This is a genomic window from Gordonia sp. SGD-V-85 (assembly GCF_001456905.1).
GTDB lineage: Bacteria > Actinomycetota > Actinomycetes > Mycobacteriales > Mycobacteriaceae > Gordonia > Gordonia hongkongensis.
Window position 1 is genome coordinate 208492 of sequence record NZ_LNQO01000004.1, and the last position, 23681, is coordinate 232172.

Below are 23681 nucleotides of genomic sequence, written 5' to 3' on the forward strand. Positions count from 1 at the left end.
CTCCTCAGCGCAGCGCGTTCTCCAGGTCCCCGAGGAGGTCGTCGATGTCCTCGATACCGACCGAGAGCCGGACGAGGTTGGCGGGGACCTCGAGGAGCGATCCGGCCGTCGAGGCGTGCGTCATCGCACCGGGGTGTTCGATCAGCGACTCGATGCCGCCGAGCGATTCGGCGAGCGTGAACACCTCGGTGCGGGCGCAGAACTCCTTGGCGGCGTCGAGCCCGCCCTTGACCAGCACCGACACCATGCCGCCGTAGCGCTTCATCTGTTTGCCCGCGACCTCGTGGCCCGGATGGTTCTCCAAGCCCGGGTACAGGACGGCGTCGATCTTGTCGTGGCCGCTCAGATAGTCGACGACCTTCTCCGCGTTGTCGCAGTGCCGGTCCATCCGGACGCCGAGGGTCTTGATGCCGCGCAGGGTGAGGAACCCGTCGAACGGTCCGGGGACCGCCCCGGCGCCGTTCTGCAGGAACGCGAACGCCTCGTCGAGCTCCTCGCTGTCGGTGACCAGTGCGCCGCCGACGACATCCGAGTGCCCGCCCAGGTATTTGGTCGTGGAGTGGAGCACCACGTCGGCGCCCAGGACGAGCGGCTGCTGCAGGTACGGCGAGGCGAAGGTGTTGTCGACCACGAGCTTCGCGCCGGCCTCGTGCGCGACGGCGGCGAGGGTCTCGATGTCGCCGACGTTGAGCAGCGGGTTGGTCGGCGTCTCGGTCCAGACCAGCTTGGTCTCCGGCCGGATGGCGTCGCGCACCGCGGCGACGTCGGACACCGGGGCCACCGAGTAGGTGATGCCCCACTGGCTGAACACCTTGTCGATGAGCCGGAAGGTGCCGCCGTAGGCGTCGTTGGGGATCACCAGATGATCGCCCGGCCGCAGCGTCGAACGCAGAACGCAGTCGGTGGCGGCCATACCGGAAGCGAAAGCCCGTCCGTAGGTGCCGCTCTCGAGCGCAGCGAGATTGGCTTCGAGGGCGCGTCGGGTCGGGTTGCCGGTGCGCGCGTACTCGAAGCCGTCGCGCAGTCCGCCGACGCCGTCCTGGGCGAAGGTCGAACTGGCGTAGATCGGGACGTTCACCGCCCCGGTCTGCGGATCCGGATCGTAGCCGGCGTGGATGGCGCGGGTCGAGAAGCCTTGCCAGCGAACCGAATCCGCGGCACTGCGTCGTTCACTCACGGTGATGCTCCTATCCGACGATCGGGTGGCTCGACACGAAGGCGAGCAGGTCGTGGCGCGTGATCACGCCGATGGGCTTGCCGTCCTCGACGACCATCAGCGCGTCGCAGTCGCCGAGCGCCTTGGTGGCCGCCGACACCGGTTCGCCGGAACCGATGAGCGGGAACGGCTCTCCCATGTGTGCCGACACCGGGTCGGCGAGGCTGGCACGACCTTCGAAGACCGCGCTGAGCAGGTCGCGCTCGGTGACCGCACCCGCGACCTCGCCGGCCATCACCGGTGGCTCGGCGCCGACGACCGGCATCTGCGAGACGCCGTACTCGCGCAGGATCTCGATCGCGTCGCGCAGGGTCTCCTGCGGGTGGGTGTGCACGAGGTCGGGCAGGGCGCCGGTCTTGCCGCGCAACACATCTCCGACGAGGGATTCCTTGGTGTTGGCGTCCAGCGGCGTCCGCAGGAAGCCGTAGCTGCTCATCCACTGGTCGTTGAAGATCTTGGCCATGTAGCCGCGGCCACCGTCGGGCAGCAGTACGACGACGACGGCGTCGGGTCCCTCGCGTTCGGCGACCTGCAGGGCCGCGACCACCGCCATCCCGCACGAGCCGCCGACGAGCAGCCCTTCCTCGCGGGCGAGACGCCGGGTCATGTCGAACGAGTCGGCGTCGGAGACCGCGATGATCTCGTCGGGGATGTCCGGGTCGTAGGCCGACGGCCAGAAGTCCTCCCCGACACCCTCGACGAGGTAGGGGCGCCCGGTCCCGCCGGAGTACACCGACCCCTCAGGGTCGACGCCGACGATCTTCACCGAGCCGCCGGACACCTCCTTGAGGTACCGGCCGGTGCCGGTGATGGTGCCGCCGGTGCCGACGCCGGCCACGAAGTGCGTCACCTTGCCGTCGGTGTCGGCCCAGATCTCGGGACCGGTGGTCTCGTAGTGACTCTGCGGACCGGCCGGGTTCGCGTACTGGTTGGGCTTCCACGCACCGTCGATCTCGGTGACCAGGCGGTCGGAGACGCTGTAGTAGCTGTCCGGGTGGGACGGCTCCACCGCGGTCGGGCAGACGACGACCTCGGCACCGTAGGCGCGCAGGACGTTGCGCTTGTCCTCACCGACCTTGTCCGGGCACACGAACACGCACTTGTAGCCGCGCTGCTGGGCGACGAGCGCCAGGCCGACGCCGGTGTTTCCCGACGTCGGTTCCACGATGGTCCCGCCCGGCTTCAGTTCACCCGAGGCCTCCGCCGCGTCGATCATCCGCACGGCGATGCGGTCCTTGCTGCTGCCACCGGGATTGAGGTACTCGACCTTGGCGGCGACCAGGCCCGATCCGGGTGAGGTCACCGAGTTCAGCTTGACCAGCGGGGTGTTGCCCACCAGGTCGACGACGTGATTGGCGATGCGCATGTGTCCATGGTCCCAGAGCCACCGCGAACAGCGACACCCGGCCGCTGCCCCAGTCAGCAGATCCCGCTGAACGCCTAAACTGGCACTCGTGTCCGGTTCGAGTCGTCGAGGAATCGTCCCCGCCAGGATCGTGCGCGACGTCGGCGCGACAGCGGTTGCGACCGCGGGCGCGGCCGGCGCCGGCTGGGCCGCCTACAACCTGTTGAACAGTCAGGCCGCCGAGGCCCGCGTGGTGATCCCGCACCGTACCGACAACGCCCCGGACGGCGACGGCGTGTACCGCCCCGACGGCACCAGCGCACGTTTCACCCGGGACACCGTGTACGACCTGTATCTCGTGGTGTTCGGGGACTCGACCGCGGCCGGACTGGGTGCCGAGACCGCGGACGAGACGCCAGGAGTCCAGATCGCCCGCCGCGTGGCCGCGGAGACCGATCGGGTGGTCCGCTACGCCAACAAGGCCATCGTCGGCGCGACCTCGAAGGGGCTCGCGGCCCAGATCGAGGCGATGTTCGTCCATCACGAGCGACCCGACGTGGCCGTCATCCTCGTCGGCGCCAACGACGTCACCGCCCGCAACAGTCCGCTCCCGTCGGCGCGCCGGCTCGGAGATGCCGTCCACGCACTCGTCGACGAGGGCGCGAAGGTCGTCGTCGGCACCTGCCCGGATTTCGGCGTGGTGACCGCGATCCCCCAGCCCCTGCGAATGGTGTTGCGACGCTGGGGACTCACGCTGGCGGCGGCGCAGCGATCGGCGGTCCGGGCCGCCGGGGGGCGGCCGGTCCCATTGGCCGACCTGCTGACCGAGGAGTTCCTCGCGCGCCCCGAGCACATGCTGTCGCCCGATCGATTCCACCCGTCGGCCGCGGGGTATGAGCTGGCCGCCGACATCCTGGTGCCCGAGGTGCTCGCCTCGATCGGCGAGTGGGGTCCGACGCCGCTGCCCGAACCGCCGAAGGTGTCCGAGGCCGTCGAAGAAACACGGTTCGTCACACGTCTCAGGAGACGTCTGACACGTCGGTGACCAGCCACGACCCGGGCTGACCGGCCTCGCGACCAAGCAGATGCTTGGTGCGGTAGTTTCGAGGTATGCCTGAAGCCGTCATCGTCGCCCACGCCCGTTCCCCGATCGGCCGCGCCGCCAAGGGATCCCTCAAAGACATCCGACCCGACGACCTGTCGCGCCAGATGGTCGAAGCCGCGCTCGCCAAGGTGCCGGAGCTCGACCCGGCGCTGATCGAGGACATCCACTGGGGCATCGGCCAGCCCGGCGGACAGGGCGGTTACAACATCGCCCGGGTCATCGCGGTCGAGCTGGGTCATGACCACATCCCCGGCGTCACGGTGAACCGCTACTGCTCGTCGTCGTTGCAGACCACCCGGATGGCGCTGCATGCCATCAAGGCCGGCGAGGCCGACGTCCTCATCTCCGGTGGTGTCGAGAGCGTGTCGAGCTTCGGCATCTCCGGCGGCGCCGACGGCGCACCGAATTCCAAGAACCCGCTGTTCGACGACGCGATGGCCCGCACGGAGAAGGCGGCCGCCGGTGACGCCGGCATCTGGCACGATCCGCGCAAGGACGGGGTCATCCCGGACGTGTACATCGCGATGGGCCAGACCGCCGAGAACGTCGCCTCGTTCACCGGCATCTCGCGCGAGGACCAGGACAAGTGGGGCGTGCTGAGCCAGAACCGCGCCGAGGAAGCCATCAAGTCCGGTTTCTTCGAGCGGGAGATCGACCCGGTCACCCTGCCCGACGGCTCGCTGGTCACCACCGACGACGGCCCCCGCGCGGGCACGACCTACGAGAAGATCTCGCAGCTCAAGCCGGTCTTCCGCCCGGACGGCACGATCACCGCGGGTAACGCGTGCCCACTCAACGACGGCGCCGCGGCGCTGGTCATCATGAGCGACACCAAGGCGAAGGAACTGGGCCTCACCCCGCTGGCGCGCGTTGTCGCCACCGCGGCCACCGGCCTGTCGCCGGAGATCATGGGGCTCGGTCCGATCGAGGCGATCCGAAAGGTGCTGCGGGTCTCGGGGATGTCGCTGTCGGACATCGACCTCGTCGAGATCAACGAGGCCTTCGCCGTGCAGGTCCTCGGTTCGGCCCGTGATCTCGGCATCGACCACGACAAGCTCAACGTGTCCGGCGGCGCCATCGCCCTGGGTCACCCGTTCGGGATGACCGGCGCCCGCATCACCACCACCCTGCTCAACAACCTGCAGACCCGCGACAAGACCTTCGGCATCGAGTCGATGTGCGTGGGTGGCGGTCAGGGCATGGCCATGGTCCTCGAGCGCCTCAGCTGATCAGTGCTGGAGCGCCTCAGCTGAGCGAGGCCGTCTCCGTCTCGTCGACACCCCTCGCCGCGTTCGGTCCCAGGACCGCGACGCTGCGGGGGGTCGTTCGCCGGTACACGAACCAGGCGATGACGACGGCACCGACGATGTAGATCTCGGCGGGGATCGCCCAGACGTTGTTCGTCGCGGTGTTGTCGTGGATGTAGTACTGCGAGATGTGACCGGCGAGGTCTCCCCCGTAGCTGATCGCCAGTGCCCACACGGCGGCGTCGAGCCATCCGCCACGATTGCGCACCCGGTAGCAGAGCACGCCGAGCACGCCCACGGCGATGTCGTTCCACCCCAGCTCCCACTGGAACATGGACGGGATGAAGTCCGGCCCGATGCCCTCGGCGATCTCGGGGGCGTTCGGGCCGACGTGGCCGACCCCGGCGAGGATGCCGAATGCGCCGCCGGGGACGAGTATCCAGAGCAGCACGAGTTCGGCTGCGCGGCCGACGGTGCGTCGTCGCGTCGATCGGTCCACCAGTATGTGTACGACGGCGCCGATGATCATCAGCGCCAGCTGGATCAGAAAGAACACCATGTCCGCACGGTAGAACCGCGGTGATGGGGTTGTTCCCGCAAACGCACCGGGTGGCACACTTTGTCGCCAACCGACCCTGACGCGACAGTGGCCCCGCACCTGCCGAGGTGCGGGGCCACTGTCACATGACTGACTAGTCGGAGTTGAAGTAGGTCAGCAGACGCAGGATCTCGACGTACAGCCAGACCAGGGTGACGGTCAGGCCGAGTGCCACGCCCCAGGCGGCCCGGTCGGGTGCGCCGGCGCGGATCAGGCGATCCGCGGCGTCGAAGTCCAGCAGGAAGCTGAACGCGGCGAGGGCGATGCAGACCAGCGAGAAGATGATGGCGATCGGGCCACCGTCGCGCAGGACTCCGGCCTCACCGGTGAACAGACCGATGACCAGGTTGCCGAGCATCAGGACCAGGACACCGATCATGCCGGCGAACAGCATGCGGGTGAAGCGCGGCGTCACGCGGATGGCGCCGACCTTGTACACGAACAGCATGCCGAAGAACACACCGAAGGTGCCGAGGACTGCCTGTCCGATCAGCGCACCGGCCGAGGTGTCGCCGGCGACCGCCCAGTTCGCGAACACGAACGAGATGGCACCGACGAAGAGGCCCTCGAACGCGGCGTAGGCCAGCACGATGGCCGGGTTGTCCTGCTTGCGACCGAAGCTCGCCACGAGGACGAGCACGAGACCGGCGATGGCGCCGACCAGCATCAGCGGCGTGGCGAGAGCTGCCTGGGCGGCCTCGGTGGCGCGGCTGCTGATCGCGAAGTACGTGGCGGCGGCGGCCAGCGTCAGCACTCCGAGAGTGATCGCGGTCTTGGTGACGACGTCGTCGATCGTGAGCTGACGAGTGGCCGGCGGTGCCGGCTGGGTGTAGGGGTCAGTGGCCTGACCGAACTGGTTGGCCGCGGCGCCGGCGCCGGCCATGCCGGCCCCGAAACCCGCGTATCCGGATTGATTGTCGCGGACCACGCCGCGCATCACCGGATTGCTGCTTTCTCGCACGAAGCGCTCCTTCATCGGTACGGATGTCTGCCGTCTCAACGTCGGGCCGTTTCTGAGAGTTCCCTGACGAGAGCTCGCAACGACCGAGTCGACGTCGACTTTACCGACTCTTGACCCTTCTGTCGTCAGACACCCGCCACCGGGTCAGTTCACCCGGTCGCGCAGCGACCTCAACCGGCGGCCCACTGCGGTCTGATCGATACCGCCGTCGGTCGCGAGCGAGGCCCGGCCCAGGCACATGGCGGTGAGCATGGCTTCCGCACGCGCGAAGTCGTCCCCCCAGGCGAGACCCGGTTTGGCGAGCATCAGCGACGCGATCCCGTGGGCGGCGGCCCAGAACTCGAGAACGATGTCGGCGATCTCGGCGTGATCGAACACCCCTTCGTCGGCCAGCTCGGTGACGGTTCCGGCGAACCGCGAGTACGCACTGGCGGCGAGTACCTCGTCGACCTTCGACGGATGCCCCGCGGAGGTGGGCTTGCCGAACGCCACCCGGTAGAGCACCGGGGTGGCGACGGCGAAGCGTACGTACGCCATCCCCTGGTTGAGTGCGCGCCGGAAGGCGTCGTCGACGCCCTCGGACGCGGCGGCCATCTCGTCGTCGAGGCGCTCGAAATAGCGCGCGCATACGGCGTCGAGCAAGGCCTCCTTGTCGGCGAAGTGCAGGTAGATCGACGGCGGTGTGACACCGACCCGGTTGGCGACCGCACGGATCGACATCGCGGTGTCGTCACCGTTCTCCACCAGCAGCTCGCCGGCCGCCTCGATGATCTCCTCCGCGAGGTTCTCTCCGGACCCGCGCGGTGATCTCGCTCGTCTACGTGTCGTCACTGCACTCCTGCACCTGTCCCGCCGCCGTTCATCCGTCGCCATGACGTATTCGGTGTCAGACCCTCGTCGGCGCGGTGTCCGGCGCCGCTTTCTCGGGACGCCCGACCTCCGGGGCCTCCTCGGACAACCCGATCCGATCATGTAGCCGTCGCAGCGGACCCGGCGCCCACCAGTTCGCCCGCCCGGCCAGCCGCATGAAGGCGGGGACGAGGAACATGCGGATGATCGTCGCGTCCATCAGGACCGCCAGGGTGAGACCGACCCCGAACATCCGCATGAACGAGACCTCCGACGCCGCGATGGCGGCGAAGACGATGCTCATCAGCAGGGCCGCGGCCGTGATGACCCGGCCGGTCCGGGCCAAGCCCAGGGCCACGGCATGGTCGCTGGCCCCCCGCGTCCGGTCCGATCGCAACCACTCCTCGCGGATCCGTCCCAACAGGAACACCTCGTAGTCCATCGACAGGCCGAACGCCACGCAGAACAGCAGCACCGGCATGGTCGCGCTGAGGGTGCCCGTCGCGGTGGTCCCCAAACCTCCGAGGTGCCCTTCCTGGAAGAACCAGACCATCGCGCCGAACGTCGCCGACAGCGACAGGATGTTGAGGACGAGCGCCTTCAGCGGCAACACGACGCTCCCGGTGAACAGGAACAGCAGCACGAACGTCGCGATCGCGATCAGTCCGAGCACCCACGGCAGATGCGCGTAGATCGACCCGACGGTGTCGTCGGTGGCGGCGGCGAGCCCGCTGAACAGGGTCTCCGTTCCCGCCGGCGGCGGCACCGCCCGCAGCTCGTCGAGCTGGGCGATCCCCGACTCGCTCATCGGGTCGCGGTCGGTCGACACCTGCAGGACGTGTACGTCGCCCCGGGTGTCGTCCGGGCTGCCGGGTGCGGCCGGCGCACCCCGGACGAACGTCCCGGCCGACGACCCTGCGGAGTTGACATCTCCGACCCCCGACAGGGCGCGGGTGTAGTCGGCCAGGGCCGCATCGTCCACCGGCCCCCGCACGACGACGGTGACCGCTGCGGACAGGTCGTCCTCGTAGTCGTCTCGGATCTCCTGCTGGATCGCGTGGGCGCTCGCCGACTCGGGGAGCACCCGGTCGTCGGGGAACCCCAGCTTCATCGACAGGAACGGCGCACCGAGTACCAGTAGGAAAACCGTGACGACCGCGGCGACCGGCAAGGCGTGGCGCAGCACCCACTGGACGAGCCGATACCACCAGGTGTCCTCGGGTTCGACGGGCCGCGCCGGCGGCAGCCGAAGCAGGCGCCGGAGTGGCTTCCGGGCATCGAACGCGTCGATGGAATCACCGAGGAGCATGAGCACGGCCGGCGTGAGCACGAGCGCCGACACCGCGGCCACGACCACGACGCCGAGACCCGCGAAGGCGAAGCTGCGCAGGAAGTACTGCGGGAACAGCACGAGCGCGCTGAGCGACAGGGCGACGGTCACCGCGGAGAAGGCGACCGTCCGCCCGGCCGTGGCCAGGGTCCGGACGATCGCGTCGGGCCGGCTCAGACCGTGTCCGACCTCTTCCCGGTAGCGCGTCAGGATCAGCAGCGTGTAGTCGATCGCGAGCGCGAGACCCAGTGCGGTGGTGAGGTTGAGCGCGAAGACCGAGACGTCGGTGACCGATCCGATCGCCCGGAGCAGCGCGAAGGTGAGGATGATCGAGACGATGCCGATGCCGACCGGGACGGCCGCGGCGAGCAATCCGCCGAAGATGAAGATCAACACGATGAACGTGATCGGGATCGCGATGGCCTCGGCGACGAGGAGATCGGACGCGGTCTGATCGTTGACCTGTGCGAAGACCATTCCTTGACCGCCGACCTGCACGGTGATCCCGTCGCGGTCACCGGCCAGGGCCGCGGCGATCTCCTCGGCGTGCCCCGGCGCCGAATCCTCGCCACCGTCGAGCGAGGCGATGATCAGCGTCGACGTCCGGTCGCGACTGACGAGCGCGGAGTCGAGCGCCGGATTGGCCCACACCGACAAAATCTGGTCCTGCACGTACTGATTGCGATTCAGGTCGGCGACGATGTCCTCACCGACCGCCCGGGCCGTCGGGTCGCGGGAGACGTCGACTCCGTCGGGACCGTCCAGTTTGAGCACGACCTGGACCCCGCCGCGGTTGAACGTCTCGTCGAGCGTTCTCTCCGCCCGCGCCGACCCCGAGTTCGGATCGCTGTACCCTCCGGCCAGCAGATGTTCGGCCGCGGTGGCGCCGTACGCGCCGCACACCACCAGCAGGATGAGTGCACCCAGCAGCACTCGTTTGGGCATGGATATGACCAGCCGTGTCAATCTGACCAGCATGCGGACCCCTGTCGCGTCGGTCGACTTTACGGCGTTAAGTTATCAGCAGTAATTTAGGCGGTCAAGGACGATTCAGGGACGTGCGGCATGCCGAGTCCGCGTCGGACCGTTCGCAGTTCGCGCTCGATCACCGTCGACTCCGATCCGAGCAGTCCGGTCGCCCGCGCGATCTCGCGCAGCCTGACGGCGGGCCGTGCGACGTCGACGAGATGGTGCAACGGCGTCCGGCGCAGACCCATCCGCCGGGCGACCGGGCGCTCGACCCATCTGGTGCTGATGGCCGAGAACGACGACATGAGCAGGGGTCTGGTGATCGCATCCACCGCGGAGACCAGCAACCCCGGCACCGGAATCGGCGCGGCCCCGTGCACGACGCGCGGAAGGTCGTACCCCTCGCGAAGCAGCGCCTTGATCAGCACCTTCGACGAATCGTCGGGCTGCAGCTCGAATTCGCCTGCGATACGGAACAATTCGCTCGACGACTCGTAACTCGGCGGCAGGAGGTCGTCGTCGACCCCGATGACCCAGCCGATCCAGCGCCACAGATGTGTGATCGCCTCACATTCCGCACTGCTGTAGTGGATCCCGAAATCCCGTGCGACGACGAGAGGGAGAGCCAGGAAGCCGCACGAGATGGTCATCACGGCATACGTCTGGTTGATGGGTGCGCCCCACTCCCCTTCGTCCCAGGCCCCGGCGTCGTCCGTCGGATCGCCGCCGGGCGGGTGCCGCAGGACGTCGCGGATGTAGGCGTGTAGCAGCCGAATACGAAGCGTCGCAGCCCAACCGGGACGGCCCGGGAGCATCGATCCGGGCGTGGTCGCCTCGGCGACCCAGCGGGCCGTCGACTCGACCCGATCACGTGTCCCCGATCCCAGCCGGCCGGTGGCCACCAGCGGACGGACGAACCCCTGCGCCTTGAATCCGTAGATCAGCGATTGATACAGCGTCGACGACTGCAACGTCCCGAACCGCCACCAGGCGCGGGCGCCGGCCTCCGCCCAGGCCGGATCGAACCACGGAGGTGGGGTGCTCGCGACCTGCAACAGATGCGTCATCGAGGCGGGCATCTCGAGGTGTTCGACATCGGTCTCCTCCTCGGCGGAGGTGTGCTCTTCCAAGAGCGCGACCAGTGTGGAGAAAGAGATTCCGCGTTCTCTGGCCTCGACGATCACCGCGTCGGCGAGCGGATCACCCTGCGTCAGACCCGCCTCGAGGCGCTCGACGATGGCGGGATGCCGCTCTCGGACGGCCTCCCAATTGCGTGCCCCGGTCACCGCTGCCGCGTCCATGCCCCATGATCACCCCGGCGACTGGGCCGGTCAAGGACGGCTGACTCCCAGACGTCGACTCGACTGCCAGACCTCGATCGAAGTCTGGCGGTCGAGTTGACGTCTGTCGGTGGCAACGCCGGACGAATTCGGACACGCTGCCGCGGCTGACTATGCTCACCGTGGGGACCGTCGTCGAGCGGACCCTTCGCCCCCATAGCCCAATTGGCAGAGGCAGCCGACTTAAAATCGGCACAGTGCGGGTTCGAGTCCCGCTGGGGGCACTGGTCAGAGGCTATTTCGTACCGTCCGAGCCGGTCTCGCTGACACTGATTGACACATCTCGACCGAAACTCGTCGCCGCGACCCGCAGTGCGTCGTCGTGGCTGTGCGCGTAGGTCGCCATCGTGAACGCGGCTGAGGCGTGACCCATCCACGCGGCGATGACAGCGATCGGGACACCACGCAGGTGCATCAGCGTCGCGCACGAGTGCCGCGCGTCGTGCAGACGCACTCGTTCGATCCTCAGCTCGTCGAGCAGCTTTCCCCACCGGAATGTGAGGAGGTTCGGGTGGTAGGGCTGCCCCGCCTCGTCACACGCGACGTACTCGCCCGGCCCGTACGCCTCGCCCAGGGCCATCCGTTCCTCGAGCTGACGTTTGCGTGCGGCCTTCAGTACCTCGACGACCTCGGCGGGCATCGGCAGCGTCCGTCGCGACCTCATCGACTTCGGCGTCCCGGATACGATCTGGTCTCCGACCGCGACGCGGTTCTCGGAGATCGTCACTGTCTTCGCCTTCAGGTCGACGTTGTCCCACCGGAGGCCGGCGATCTCGCCGCGGCGCAGCCCGTACAGCGCGAGCGTCCACACGTGACGGTCCCGGCATTCGTGATCGAGGATCCGGAACATGTTTTGCTGCGTGAGGGTTTTCATCTCGGCGCGCTCTCCGGGCACGCGGTCGACCAGGCGGGCGACGTTGCGGACGACGTGGCCCTGTTGCTCTTGATCGTCGAGCACGGCCGTGAGCAGCGAGAGCATGTAGTTCACGGACCGCGGTGACCACACCTTGCGACCCTCGACCTGACCGGCCCGCAGCCGCCCGACGAGGTCGTCGATGTCGCGTTTCGTGAGCCGCTGCACGAGCGTGTCCCCGAGCTCGTCCTTCACCACACTGAGTGCACCCGTGTGTCCGCGTAGGGTCGACGGCTTGAGCGAGTGCTTCGCGGCGAGCCAGTTGTCGATCGCCATCGACGTCGTCAGCTTCGACGCATGCACGTACGTGCCGGCCGCGACCGACGCCTGCAACGTCGCCAGCTCGTCCCGGGCCTCACGTTCGGTGCGGAATCGGCGCTTCACCTGTCGGCGGGCGTCGCCGACGCCGACCTCGGTCCGCACCTCGTACCGCGTCTCGACCTTTCCGGTACGCCGGTTCGTGACAGACAGTTTCCGGATCTGCGGCGGGAGTTGTTGTCGCGCCATGATTCTCAGCTTTCGTAGATCTTTCCGCCGAGACGGCGGATCTGGTCGGTGAGAGTCTCGATCCGGTCGTGGTAGCGGCGTTCGATCTCCGCCCAACGTCCATCCTCCGAGCTGAGCGCGTCGAGGACCTCGCGAGTCTGCGCGTTCCTCAGTCGGCGTCGTTCATCCACCGCACTCGTGAGAGTGAAATCCGTTGGTACATGGCTCAATCCGGAGAGTCCGGCGAACCACGCGGCGGCTCGTGCGGATTCGACACCATATCCCGGCACCACGTCCACGTGCTTGTCCGGGATGTCGGGATAGAGCAACTGGATAGGCGGCACACGCAGCGCTGCGGCCAACACGATCAGCTCGGCGACGTCGAGGCTCCGCTTCCGACCAGTCTCGAGGTCCGAGATGACCGACCGCGATATCGGAAGTCCAAGCGCGGCAGTCCTTTCGGCGAGTTGCGTCGCGGTGACCTTCGGCGTCGAACTCTCGCGCTTACGTTTGATCGCACCTGCGACCCGGGACACCAGGTCCTCACTCCACGTCGTCATGGACACGCAGACTACGCCAAGCCTTGCGTAACGACCACGCACAGTGTAGAACGAGTAATCACTACGACGAACGCCACCATTGTTCGTAGTTGCTACGAATCGAGAGGATTCCGCCCCATGTCCACACCCGAGGATCGATCCGAACTCCTGAAGGTCCCCGACATCCAGAACGCACTCAACGCGAGCCGGACGACCGTCTACCAACTCATCAGCTCGAATGCCCTGAAGACCGTGAAGGTGGGGCGTCGCCGATACACCACCCGCCGCTTCCTCGCCGAGTACATTGCCGCCCTCGAGGCCGAGGCTGAAGGCGCGTCTACCCGCGGCGGCGCGGCATGACGCGTCCCGATTGGCCAAACCAGGAGATCGACCTCGAAACGTTCGAGTCCCTGGACGCTCCGACTAGGGGCGTGGTCCTTCGCCTGCTCGACGAGCCGACCGATGACGACCACGCCGAGCTATCGCGGCACCCCAACTCGAAGATGCTCGCCTCGTGGCTGCTCGAACTGCCCGCCTACCGGGAGACCGACGATTTCGACGACGAAGACGAGGAAGCGGAATGACTGATCGATTATCCGTTCACCGAAGCTGCCGACGCGGGTCTCGGTGCGGAGGAGTTCGAAGGCCCCGCCCGGTTCACCCGGCCGTCCGAGCGGGTCACACCGACTCCGGTCGACAGCTCGAACATCGAGATGGGCGTTCCCGACGAGGGGATGGCCGACCGCATGATGGCCGCGGTCGAGCGATCGGGAGGCTTCGGTCCGTCCGGGGGCACGCCGTCACCAGAGGAGGACGAGGTCCTCGATGTTCGCGTGCGTCTACGGATGCTCGACCAGGCCGCCGACCTGCTACATGACGTGCTGGTCGAGACACCGAAGCAGGACCCGCGCCGAGACCATCTGCGCTCCCTGACGTTCGCGGTGAAGGACCTCGCCGACGAGCTGCACCGAAACACTCAAGACTCCCGGGCCGACCGGTCCGGAGATGAAAGCGGCCCCGGCGGTGCGCCAACACCGTCCGGAGCCAGAGTTTCCAACCCCCACCAAGAGAGCGAGAACTACTGATGAAGAGTACCCGTCGCACCCGACAGACCGCACGCCCCGTCATTCGATCGGTAACGCCGCTGGCCGCCGACGACGACCTCGTGCGTGACATCCTGCACGACGCGCTCGCCGCCATCGAGCCCGAGGACGTTTCCGATCTGCTCGACCTCGCCGACCTGGCACTCGACGTCGACCGCGGCGCCATCACCTTGCAGACGGCGGTGGTCGCATGAACCACGACGACTGGCACACCCGGCTGGTCAGAACCACCCCGTTCGACGCGATCCGTGACTTCGTGCAGATCCGCGTCGACGGCGACGAACCGGTGTTCCGGTTCCGCGACGGACGCCTCTGGAAATCGGCCTGCTGGATCAAGGTGTGGGACGACGGCCGCGTGCTGGTCGTCGCCGAGAAGCACCTGACCGCACGGCAACTCCGCGTCGTCGCCGGCCTCGCCGAAGAGTATTGGCGGGGAGGAGCCGCACAGTGCCGAGTCGAACGGTGGCGCCGAATCCGCAGGTGCAAGAACCGTCCCGTCGGTTCGTGGTGCTCGGAGTTCTGGGTTGTCGCAGACCGGCACGAACCGGGCCACGCCGCCGCGCACGCCGACTACGCGTTGGTCGTCCAGACCGCCGACCCCAGCCACCGGGATTCGACGTCGGAGCAGTACTCGAGCGGTCGCCGGAACGCCGTGACCCACGACGAGGCTCCACGTCTCGTGCAGGGAACTACCGCGGCGTGCGATCTGGCGGGCACCGACTAGATGTCCGGCCATGTCGACTGGGACGCGGTGCGCGCTTACGTGCACCGCGTCCTGGCCGACGTCACCCACACCGGCCTGCCGGTCGCCGGCACACCCGAATGGTGCCAGCTCCACGACGACGACCCCGCCAAGTTGGCGGCGCTCGTCATCGCTGGATCCCGATGGGTCCTTGAGGAAGAGATCGCCGAAATCAATTGGCAGAGAGACGCCCTCAAACGAGCGAGCATTGCCGTCGCCCAAGCAAGGGACTGGGCCCAGGTGGCCCGACGAATCCGAGAACGCGATGACTTCCACCGCGAACACCCAGATCTGAAACGGAGAACCGCATGACGACCGACGCCGAGACCTTCTGGGAGAGTCGGCCCGTCCTGACTCACATCCTCGCGTTCGCCCGCGCGCGGATGGTCGGGCCGTGGGCGCTGCTCGGGTCGCTGATTCTGCGCGCCAACGGATCGCTCGACCCCACCGTGGTCCTGCCACCCACGATCGGCGGTGTCGCGTCGCTGAACACGTTCGTCGCGTTCGTCGGACGTTCCGGGCACGGCAAAGGGGCGACCGAGGCCGCCGCCCGCGACGCCACGAACCTCCCGCTGCTGCCCGAGTTGCCGGTGGGGTCGGGTGAGGGCCTGGCGCGCACCTTCGCTGTCGACGGCGACGGCCACCGCGACACCAACCGAGCAATGTTCACCGCCTCGGAGGTCGACGGTCTCGCCGCCCTCGGTTCCCGCCAGGGCGCGACGATCATGTCGGCGCTGCGACAGCTCTACTCCGGCGAGTCGATCGGCGGTGCCAACGCGCAGAAACACACCCGCCTCATCGTCCCGGCGCACTCCTACCGCGCCGTGCTGTCGGTCGGAGTGCAACCCGAACGTGCCGCACCGCTGCTGTCCGACCTCGCCGGCACCGCGCAACGGTTCCTCTGGCTGCCCGTCGCGGATCCCGACGCCCCCGACATCCGGCCGGCGGAACCTGAGCGGTGGACGGTATCCCGCACTCTGGTCCCCGCCGACAGGGAAGTCCGTCTCACCCTGCCGACTGAGGCCGTCCAGGCGATGGAAGAACACCATCTGCGCAAGCTGCGCGATGACCCCGACATCAACCCTCTCGACGGTCACCAGATGCTCACCCGCGCCAAGGTCGCGGCCGCGATGATGGTCCTCGACGGCCGCATGCACACCATCACAGTCGAGGACTGGGACCTCGCGGGTGTGCTCATGAGGGTGTCGGATCACACCCGAGCCCGCATCGAACGCGAAGCCCAAGCGGTGGCCCGCAAGGTTAACGAGGCCCGTGCACTGGCCGCCGCCGACCGTGACGAAGTGATCGCCGCCCGCAAGGTTCAACGAGCCCGCGCCGCGATCCTGAGGTGGCTGGAGAAGGACGGAGAACTCGCCACGCGAGACCTCCGGATGCGTGCCCGATCCGACTGGCGCGACGCGCTCACCCCCGCCCTGACCGAACTCGTCTCCGAGGGCGCGGTGGTTGAGATCGCGGTGTCGAAAGGCACCCGTTATCGGCTCTCAGGGGGGTCCATCGGGGTCCACCCCGGTCCATCGTCTCTGACCTGCGAAAACGAGGGTCCATCGGTAGGTCCAGCGTTCAACGATGGACCCCCAAAACCGCAGGTCAACGACGATGGACCCGAAAACAACGATGGACCCCCCACCGACGCACAAATCGAGCCGACAACGCCTCGCGTCATGGACATCCTCGCGACGGCGAAGAGAGCGAAACCAGCCATGGAAAACCGTCCCCGCCGATGCGTCGACTGCACGATCGAACTGCCCGCCGCACACACCGGCGACAGGTGCGAGGACTGCGCCGAGCCCCCACGACGACCGGCACCGCCCAAGCCGCAGCCGCGCCGAGCGGTGCCCGTCTACTCCGAGCGGATGCGGGTTGATCGCGACCGTTCGGTCGGACGCCGAGGAGGTCCGTCACGGCCATGACGACACCACCGCCCAGCGATCGAGACCGCGACTGCGATCTGATCATCGACCCGCCCACCGAGATCGGTCTCGCCGACGTCGGCCTGGATGGCTACACGATCGCCGAAACTGTCGACCGGGACGGTCAGCGGCAGGCGTGGATAGTTGCCCGCCACCATCTCGCCGACGTCGATGATCATCGCGACGTTGACCATGGGGCCGTCGAGGCACCGCCACACGAGCGGCTCGGGCCGCTGCCCGACGATCTCCGCGACCGGGTAGCGGCCGTCGTGCTGCGGTGTGGCCGGCCCACCGCATCGGGACGGCCGTGTCGTGCGCGCGTCGCTGAACCCGGTGCGGCGTGCGGCGCTCATCGGGAGGTCCATCGGTGAGGGTCCACGGTCTCACCGCGCCCGCCCGAGTCCGCCGAGTTGACGCCGACCGGCCGGTCCAGGTCCGTATCGGCGCACTGCTCGTCTCACTGTCTGATCACGAAGCCCTCACTCTCGCCGACGATCTCGTCGACGCCGTCGAAGAACAGGAGACCCAGTGACCCCACCGACCCATCCCCGCAACCGCCCGAACGGCACACCCGGCGTCTGCCGAGCCTGCAACGGCCCGTGCCGGACCTGGAAAGGCTCGCGCTGGGGATGGACCTGCACCGGATGCATCGACGCCGCCCTGGACGAGGACGCGTACCGATTTGAGCGGCGTCGGGTATCCCGAGTGGCTGCAGCCGATCTAACCCGCCTCGGTGGCGCTGAGCGCCAGCACGACACCACCCCAACCCAATCCACCACCCAGCAACTAAGGAGCACCCGTGAACCCCACCAACCCCGACGCCGCCCTGACGGCCGCACAAGCTGTCGAAGCATGGGATTCCGACGACCACGACCGGGTCCTCGAGATCCTCCGCGTTGCCGAAGCCGACGGTGTCCTCGGCGATGTGACGCTCGCACTCGTCGTCCGCCTCCACCGCACCATCACCGAATACGAGTCCGGCGGCGACCCACGCCCGGAAGCGAAGTCGTTCGTGACTGAACAGGTCCGCCGATGGGTCTTCGCCGCCGCCGACGTCGCCGCGCGGGAGCGAGATACCCCCAACCGCGGCGACCCGGAGTAGACTCCGACCTTGAGTTCACGACGGACTCACTGCAATTCGGCTGTCAGGTTTCGGCAGTCGGCGCGGATCGACCGCCGCCAGGTCCGGCTCGCTACCGGGCGCTGGGTCAGTGCCAGGGTCCCCCGACTGCCGAACGACACCCGGCCCGCAGCGTGATCGGATCGGCCATCGGTACACGGTCGCCCGCCACCGAGGGGCCACAAACGTGGCCCGCCCGGATCGGCCAGCTTCCAACCCGCCCGCCCCCGAACGCCGCACCCCACACTTTCCCTTGCCATGCCCTTTTGAAAGGGGTTGTCACACAATGAATCTCCGTCAGAAGCGTGCCGCCGCCTACCAGGCCGCCCACGCCATCATCGAGAAGGCCAAGGCCGACGGCGTCGAGCTGACCGCCGAGCAGGCCGCCGAAGTGCAGAAGTTCATCGACGAGGTGAAGAGCCTCGACACTCAGATCGCCGAAGCGCTCCAGTCGGAAGGACTGCTCTCTGCGATCGACGCGCTCGGCGCCACACCCGACGATGGTGGCGGCGAGAAGCGCCTGGCGTTTACCGGCACCCAGATCAAGGCAGTGGCCCGCGACGCCGCCGGACGGATGCTCGGCGACGCGCTCGGCGGCCGCAAGGCGTTGCTGCCGGCCGGTGAGCTCGCCACACAGGTGCCGCTGCAGGAGGACCCGATCGCGCTCGGCCAGGTCGCGACCTCACTGCTCGACGCGCTACCGGTCACCGTCCGATCCACACCGACCTACCGGTACCTGCGGCAGACGACCCGCACCAACGCGGCCGCACCGGTCGCCGCCGGCGGCGTGAAGCCGACCAGCGAATACGGCCTCACCCCGGTCGACGGTGGACTCCACGTCATCGCCCACCTGTCCGAGACCGTCGACAAGTACCTCCTCGCCGACGCCACGAGCCTCGGACGGTTCGTCGAAACCGAACTGCTCTACGGTCTGCGGCGCGCAGTCGAGGCGCAGGTCCTCGGCGGCAACGGCACCACACCGAACCTGCGAGGTCTGCTCAACACCAGCGGCATCCAGACCCAGGCGTTCGCCACCGACGTCCTGTCCTCGACCCGCAAAGCCGTCACCGCACTCGAGACCGCCGGCCACACGGCCTCGGTGTTCGTTGTGAGGCCTGATGATTGGGAAGCGTTGGAGATCGCCGCGGCAACCTCGGCCGGTGCGATCGCCTACCGCGGCCTCCCCGTCGACCGCGTCAACCAGAAACTCTGGGGCGTCCCGGTCGTCGTGTCGCTCGCCCTGCCGACCAAGACGGGACTGCTGTTCGACACCACCGCGCTGTCGGTCTCCACCGACTCCGCCGGGATCGAACTGAAGTGGTCGGAGAACACCGGCGACGACTTCACCAAGAACCAGGTCCGCGCCCGCTGCGAGGGCCGGTTCGGAGTCGACGTGTTCGCCCCGCTCGGCGTCGTGAAGATCGCGACCGCCGCCGCCTGACCCAGCCTCGCGGTGGGACGTCCCACCCTCGTCGGGACGTCCCACCGCGAGGGGAAGGGGCCTCAGGATCACCACGAACCGCAGGTCGCGGCCCCTCCGCCGGTAGGTGCCGTTTTCGCGGACGACCCGAGGGTTGTACACCGCGGGATGTACAACTCGCACCGGGTGTACACCTCCGGCCGGGTGTACACCTCCCAGGGGGTTCATCCGATGACGATCCTTCCGGGTTCGTCCGCCGGGATTTCGTGACACGTGAGTGACACATCTCAGTGACACATCTGCGTTCAGTCGTGGACGATGCCGAATGATTGATGCAGGTCGCAGCGACGGGGCGGACCGTCACGGACTGCATCGGACGGTGATCTTGCGACTTAAAATCGGCACAGTGTCGGTTCGAGTCCGACTGGGGGCACCGCATCGCCGCAGGTAGATTGACTATTGCCGTTCCCTCGCGTCATCCGAACGATTACAGTGCCACCCCCGTGCTACCCAAGCTGCCGCATCAGCGCGACACGCGGGATCAGATGTCAGACGCAATGAGTTGCGTACGTGCGATGCTTACAGGCTGTCCACGACGAGGCCGCGAAGTTCGAGCATGACAGGAGTCGAAGTGTGCCACCGGAAGACGATGAAGCCAAGACCAGTTTGGAAGACTGGATACGAAAGTTAGACGGACTGATCGCCAAGTTAGACGAATTCGACGGCGACAGCCCATTTGACTTCTGCGAACACTTCATGGACGCGTGGCGGGACCTAATCTCCAGGGAAACCGCGCCACCGCCTCAGAGCGCGGCCATGGTCATTGTGCTGGAGACAATGCGGGCTCAAGCGGAGGTCTTGGCCTCCGCGGCAATGGACTACGCGAACACACCAGACGCCCGCGACCGAATGACGAGAAACGACGTCCAGAACTCAATGCGCACCGCACTACAAGAAGTCGCTCAGCGCGCTCGCAACTGGCTATCTACAAAGCTCCCGACAGAAGATGAGATTCGCGAAATAATCACCAATTCTCTGTCGGTGTTCAATAAGATACAGGAACAGGGAGAGCAACAGATAAAACAGGACGCTGACGACGACGCAGCTGCCGCCTCCGACCCGTACGGAGCAATGTTGGGATATTCCGATCCGGGTATCGATGCTGCTATCATCTTCAAAAAGCTCTGCTCATTCACTGCAGATGAAGACGCAGAGTATCGCACGGCACACGAGCGCCTCCGCCGCATGATTGACAGCGAACTTCTCCAGCACATTTCTGATGAAAATGAGAGATTCTGCGATTTGCTTATTGCAGTAATTTCCGATGTCACTAGTCGGCGAATTTCACTGTCCGATCAAGATGCTTTCGACGAGCGCCGAAGGCGAATCCGTTCAGCGCTCATATCTTTCACTAGCGCGCTCCACAGTCATAGAGATCAGTCCATCCGCGCAGTTCGCGAGCAGTTCGGCCGCAAGACCGTAGAGGAGAAACAAGCTCTCGATCTGTTTGATGATCTGCTCGTGTCATCGTTTGATTACCGATGGTTAATCAAAATGCGTGACGCCCTGCTTCATGGCGACATTAATGCTTTCAAGATTGAACTCAATGCTCGCCTAGAAGGCGAGAGCACCGCGAACGTGTTTATGGACCGTGATTACATGATCAAATTCAACAGGGCTGCACGAGAAAAATGGATCAAGATCACCGAACTCGAGGCCATCGACTACGATCCTAGCGTCTTGGACATGATCAAGGCCGCCCAACCTCAGATTGCTGAACTACAAGACCAACTGGATGCGATTCTGTATCCCGATATCGCTGACGATGTCGCGACTGTGAAAGACCTTGTCGACCGTTTCGAAGGAAAAGAGGGTCTTTACGCGTTGCAGTCCGGTCTAGGGTTCACACGGAAGGTTCCGGTTCCGCCCTACATTTTACTCGCGCCACGTGTCTTGACGTACGCGAGCAACTACGCCCATTTACCTTCACCGTCCGAATAGAGGAACGTCATCCGACGACTCGGGGGCCTCATGCGGAATCAGCTGGGAGGGATCGGGCAAATCGTTCAGTGCGCCGCCGCCTTCCTCAGGAATCCAGTCACCGTAGGCGTCGAGTGTGTGGGGTGAAGGTGCTGCGACCCATCCACCGGCTGACCACATGAAGTGCTCCCCTCCATAAGTTGCATCTCCGCGAACGTGTGGCGCAGGCTTAGCGATGCCGTTCGCCTTTCGCGGCCGCCCGCTACCGCAGGGAAAATCGTGCGGCGGACGACACCTACGCCTGGCCCGCAGTCGCCGAGTGTCGGCGCAACCCGAACTCGGACGCCAACATTTTGGCTCGGCAGAAACGCCGGGAGTGAGAGGATATGTGAATGGACCCGGTAGCAGGAGCGGCATTGGCAGGACAAGCGGCGCAGGCCTATCTGCGTCGATCCCGAGTCACAGTTAGCGTCGACGAGGACTATGACACCTTCGGTGACATGAGGGTCAAACGCTTCTTCTTCCCCGTAGGGACGCCGGACGAGTTGACCGAGCTGCGGGATCTAGGTTCTCGGACCAGCTACAGTAAGCCCTTTGATTGGATCAATGAGAACAGGGGAATCGAGCTGGGGCACACCGTGTTCGAGTTCGAAGTACAAGCTCAAAATGCGACCGTTGCCCTGACGGGCGGTAAACCCGTCTTGCGGCCCGGCTTCGGCAGTGTCGATGGCATAGCGATTCTCCCTCCGCCCGCGGGCGGGCCATTAGAGGGTAACTATCTCCTCGTGTCACTCGATGACGAAACACTTGTATGCCATCGCGGTGACGACCCAAGTGCCCCACGCGTGCCATTTCGCTTCGAAATACCACAAGGTTCGACCGAAGTCTTCCGAGTACACGCGTACACCACCAGTCGACCCACCATGTGGTTCCTGCGGCTGCGCTTCATCGTCAACGGCAAAACTGTGCGCTATGACCTGAGGCGCGACAATGGCGAGGATTTTGTCACCCTGCCCTTCGATTACTCAGGGATCAGGGATTCTTACACCTGGGAGCAAGGTCGTTGGGAGCTTGTTCCGAACCGATAGCCAGATCGCCCATCCCGACTCACTCCGCAGTGCGCAACGGCGACATCCCAATTGCGCGGGAGCACGTCAAGAACACCGCCAGACCTCTGCGCCTGATCCCGCTACCTGCGTCGTTGCAAACGCGTTGCGTCGAAAGCACGAGACGAAGTGTCACGGAAAGCCGGCACGCCACTGGGCTGTCTCGATCCGCGTGCATCCCCCGAGCCCGCTGATGATGTACTCGGTGTCATGTCCACTCGGGTTGTCCTGCTCGCCGACTCCTCCGTCGCCCTGCTCACCCTCGGTATCTCGGTGTACTCGATCGCGGTCCTGGTGTGCCTCGGGATCGCAATCAACGCGGCCCGGTTCGGACGCAGACGGGTCGCGATCACGATGGCCTGGGTCGTCGGTGTACTGACCGTGGCAGGTGTCATCATCGCCATCCTGAGCAGCACCGCCGGCGGTTAACCCTCCGGCCGCAACTCCGCGCGTTGCCGATCGATGAATTGCGCGGCAAGCCGATTCGTGAGGCCGGGCGCCAATCGCTGGACGCGCCAGGTGATCCGGGATCGACGCGGGACGACCAGCAGTGGTTGATTCCGCTCGATGGCGGCGAGCGTGTCCCGGGCAAGGCGGTCGGCGTCGTACGCGGTCGACGAACCCTGACTCGCCAGATAATAAGAGCGACCGACGAATCCGCCGACCGATCCCTTGTCCAGGATCGGGGTCTCCACTGCCGAGGGACACACCGCCAGCACGTTCACCCCGCGGCCCGCAGCCTCGGTCCGTAGTGCGAGCGACAGCCCCACGACCGCATGTTTGGTCATCACGTAGCTCGTGATCAGTCCGGCGGCGACGAGCCCGGCCATCGACGCCGTGTTGACGATGTGTCCGGAACGCTGCTCGATCATCACCGGGTACGCGGCCGCGACCCCGTGCACGACGCCCCGGATGTTGACGTCGATGATCGCGTCCCATTGTTCCGGCGTCAGCATCTCGGTCGGACCACCCCAGGTGATCCCTGCGTTGTTGAACATCAGATCCAGGCGCCCCCACTCGGCGACGACCTCGTCGACCACCCGCTGCACAGCGGCAGCATCCGTCACATCCAGTTGCACCGCCCGTGCGGTGCCCGGCCCACCGGACAAGGAGTCCGTCACCCGCTGCGCCGCGGGTAGGGCGATGTCCGCGCAGGTGACGTGGGCTCCCCGGGTCACCAGCGCGCGCGTGAGCGCGGCCCCGATACCGGACCCGCCCCCGGTCACGATCGCGATCCTGCCCCCGACATCTGCTCCGCGCGTCTTCCCGAATTCCAGCACGAACAGAGCATGACCGATCCCGTTCCGGCGGGGTGCGCTTTGTGCGAACCGGGTCTTGACATCCTCACAGGCCGCTCTTAGTGTTGCTGCCATCACAAATT

Annotated in this window: 26 protein-coding genes and 1 tRNA gene; 17 read left to right on the forward strand and 10 right to left on the reverse strand. The window is 66.5% G+C overall.

The genetic code is table 11. From position 1 onward, the window contains the following. Positions 1-4: 4 nt before the first annotated feature. Together AS181_RS06420 and AS181_RS06425 are read right to left on the reverse strand one after the other, a co-directional pair. Positions 5-1177 (reverse strand): cystathionine gamma-synthase, encoded by a 1173-nt coding sequence (locus AS181_RS06420; protein ID WP_058250752.1) that lies wholly within the window; start codon positions 1175-1177, stop codon positions 5-7. A gap of 10 nt (positions 1178-1187) precedes the next feature. Beyond that, complete coding sequence (locus AS181_RS06425; protein WP_055474900.1) at positions 1188-2582, reverse strand: cystathionine beta-synthase; 1395 nt, start codon at positions 2580-2582, stop codon at positions 1188-1190. Between the two features lie 88 nt (positions 2583-2670). On the opposite strand from AS181_RS06425, the gene AS181_RS06430 reads away from it, so the two are divergent. Further along, entirely contained in the window at positions 2671-3606 is a 936-nt protein-coding gene (locus AS181_RS06430) for an SGNH/GDSL hydrolase family protein (RefSeq protein ID WP_374193861.1), read from the forward strand. Positions 3607-3671: 65 nt separating this feature from the next. After that, positions 3672-4895 carry an acetyl-CoA C-acetyltransferase gene (locus AS181_RS06435; protein WP_058250754.1) on the forward strand — a complete coding sequence of 408 codons (1224 nt, stop codon included), beginning with the start codon at positions 3672-3674 and terminating at the stop codon, positions 4893-4895. 16 nt (positions 4896-4911) lie between these two features. Here the strand turns inward: AS181_RS06435 and AS181_RS06440 are convergent, their stop codons facing one another. The 5 genes from AS181_RS06440 to AS181_RS06460 form a co-directional block, all read right to left on the reverse strand. After that, positions 4912-5472, reverse strand: coding sequence for a DUF6790 family protein (locus tag AS181_RS06440; protein ID WP_058250755.1), 561 nt, complete (start codon positions 5470-5472; stop codon positions 4912-4914). Between the two features lie 133 nt (positions 5473-5605). Continuing rightward, a complete protein-coding gene (locus tag AS181_RS06445) occupies positions 5606-6472 on the reverse strand; it encodes a Bax inhibitor-1/YccA family protein (RefSeq protein WP_055474978.1) in 867 nt (288 codons plus the stop codon). A gap of 144 nt (positions 6473-6616) precedes the next feature. Then, positions 6617-7303, reverse strand: coding sequence for a TetR/AcrR family transcriptional regulator (locus tag AS181_RS06450; RefSeq protein ID WP_058250756.1), 687 nt, complete (start codon positions 7301-7303; stop codon positions 6617-6619). 55 nt (positions 7304-7358) lie between these two features. Then, positions 7359-9629, reverse strand: a complete 2271-nt coding sequence (locus AS181_RS06455) for an MMPL family transporter (protein ID WP_058250757.1) — start codon at positions 9627-9629, stop codon at positions 7359-7361. 53 nt (positions 9630-9682) lie between these two features. Then, on the reverse strand, positions 9683-10921 hold the full coding sequence (locus AS181_RS06460) for an oxygenase MpaB family protein (RefSeq protein WP_058250758.1): 1239 nt from the start codon (positions 10919-10921) through the stop codon (positions 9683-9685). Between the two features lie 189 nt (positions 10922-11110). Between AS181_RS06460 and AS181_RS06465 the strand changes: the two genes are divergently transcribed. Then, positions 11111-11184: transfer RNA gene (locus AS181_RS06465), tRNA-Leu, on the forward strand. Positions 11185-11195: 11 nt separating this feature from the next. Here the strand turns inward: AS181_RS06465 and AS181_RS06470 are convergent. Then, a complete protein-coding gene (locus tag AS181_RS06470) occupies positions 11196-12380 on the reverse strand; it encodes a site-specific integrase (RefSeq protein WP_058250759.1) in 1185 nt (394 codons plus the stop codon). A 5-nt stretch (positions 12381-12385) separates the two neighbouring features. Further along, positions 12386-12919 (reverse strand): helix-turn-helix domain-containing protein, encoded by a 534-nt coding sequence (locus tag AS181_RS06475; RefSeq protein WP_058250760.1) that lies wholly within the window; start codon positions 12917-12919, stop codon positions 12386-12388. 117 nt (positions 12920-13036) lie between these two features. On the opposite strand from AS181_RS06475, the gene AS181_RS06480 reads away from it, so the two are divergent. From AS181_RS06480 to AS181_RS06530, 14 genes are all read left to right on the forward strand, one after another. After that, on the forward strand, positions 13037-13258 hold the full coding sequence (locus tag AS181_RS06480) for a helix-turn-helix domain-containing protein (protein WP_058250761.1): 222 nt from the start codon (positions 13037-13039) through the stop codon (positions 13256-13258). Positions 13259-13329: 71 nt separating this feature from the next. Continuing rightward, on the forward strand, positions 13330-13482 hold the full coding sequence (locus tag AS181_RS24905) for a hypothetical protein (RefSeq protein WP_156422432.1): 153 nt from the start codon (positions 13330-13332) through the stop codon (positions 13480-13482). Between the two features lie 129 nt (positions 13483-13611). Next, positions 13612-13983, forward strand: coding sequence for a hypothetical protein (locus AS181_RS06485; RefSeq protein ID WP_058250762.1), 372 nt, complete (start codon positions 13612-13614; stop codon positions 13981-13983). Further along, complete coding sequence (locus tag AS181_RS06490) at positions 13983-14195, forward strand: hypothetical protein (protein WP_058250763.1); 213 nt, start codon at positions 13983-13985, stop codon at positions 14193-14195. The genes AS181_RS06485 and AS181_RS06490 overlap by 1 nt, the downstream gene beginning before the upstream one ends. Further along, the gene (locus tag AS181_RS06495) at positions 14192-14725 is read left to right on the forward strand and encodes a hypothetical protein (protein ID WP_058250764.1); all 534 of its coding nucleotides are present in this window, start codon (positions 14192-14194) and stop codon (positions 14723-14725) included. The genes AS181_RS06490 and AS181_RS06495 overlap by 4 nt, the downstream gene beginning before the upstream one ends. After that, entirely contained in the window at positions 14726-15055 is a 330-nt protein-coding gene (locus AS181_RS06500; RefSeq protein ID WP_058250765.1) for a DUF2742 domain-containing protein, read from the forward strand. Beyond that, a complete protein-coding gene (locus AS181_RS06505; protein WP_175404282.1) occupies positions 15052-16674 on the forward strand; it encodes a hypothetical protein in 1623 nt (540 codons plus the stop codon). Before AS181_RS06500 ends, AS181_RS06505 begins: the two co-directional genes overlap by 4 nt. Then, entirely contained in the window at positions 16671-17045 is a 375-nt protein-coding gene (locus AS181_RS24910) for a hypothetical protein (protein ID WP_139114195.1), read from the forward strand. The genes AS181_RS06505 and AS181_RS24910 overlap by 4 nt, the downstream gene beginning before the upstream one ends. Then, complete coding sequence (locus AS181_RS24915; protein WP_156422433.1) at positions 17042-17206, forward strand: hypothetical protein; 165 nt, start codon at positions 17042-17044, stop codon at positions 17204-17206. Before AS181_RS24910 ends, AS181_RS24915 begins: the two co-directional genes overlap by 4 nt. A gap of 267 nt (positions 17207-17473) precedes the next feature. Next, positions 17474-17776 carry a hypothetical protein gene (locus tag AS181_RS06515; RefSeq protein ID WP_058250767.1) on the forward strand — a complete coding sequence of 101 codons (303 nt, stop codon included), beginning with the start codon at positions 17474-17476 and terminating at the stop codon, positions 17774-17776. Positions 17777-18080: 304 nt separating this feature from the next. Beyond that, on the forward strand, positions 18081-19235 hold the full coding sequence (locus tag AS181_RS06520; protein WP_058250768.1) for a phage major capsid protein: 1155 nt from the start codon (positions 18081-18083) through the stop codon (positions 19233-19235). Positions 19236-19847: 612 nt separating this feature from the next. Then, the gene (locus AS181_RS06525; protein ID WP_058250769.1) at positions 19848-21215 is read left to right on the forward strand and encodes a hypothetical protein; all 1368 of its coding nucleotides are present in this window, start codon (positions 19848-19850) and stop codon (positions 21213-21215) included. Positions 21216-21586: 371 nt separating this feature from the next. Then, the gene (locus tag AS181_RS24920) at positions 21587-22282 is read left to right on the forward strand and encodes a hypothetical protein (RefSeq protein WP_139114196.1); all 696 of its coding nucleotides are present in this window, start codon (positions 21587-21589) and stop codon (positions 22280-22282) included. 228 nt (positions 22283-22510) lie between these two features. Then, the gene (locus AS181_RS06530; protein ID WP_004020299.1) at positions 22511-22729 is read left to right on the forward strand and encodes a hypothetical protein; all 219 of its coding nucleotides are present in this window, start codon (positions 22511-22513) and stop codon (positions 22727-22729) included. On the opposite strand, the gene AS181_RS06535 is transcribed toward AS181_RS06530, so the two are convergent. Further along, entirely contained in the window at positions 22726-23580 is an 855-nt protein-coding gene (locus AS181_RS06535; RefSeq protein ID WP_058250770.1) for an SDR family NAD(P)-dependent oxidoreductase, read from the reverse strand. The two genes, AS181_RS06530 and AS181_RS06535, sit on opposite strands and share 4 nt — an antisense overlap. Positions 23581-23681 lie beyond the last annotated feature (101 nt).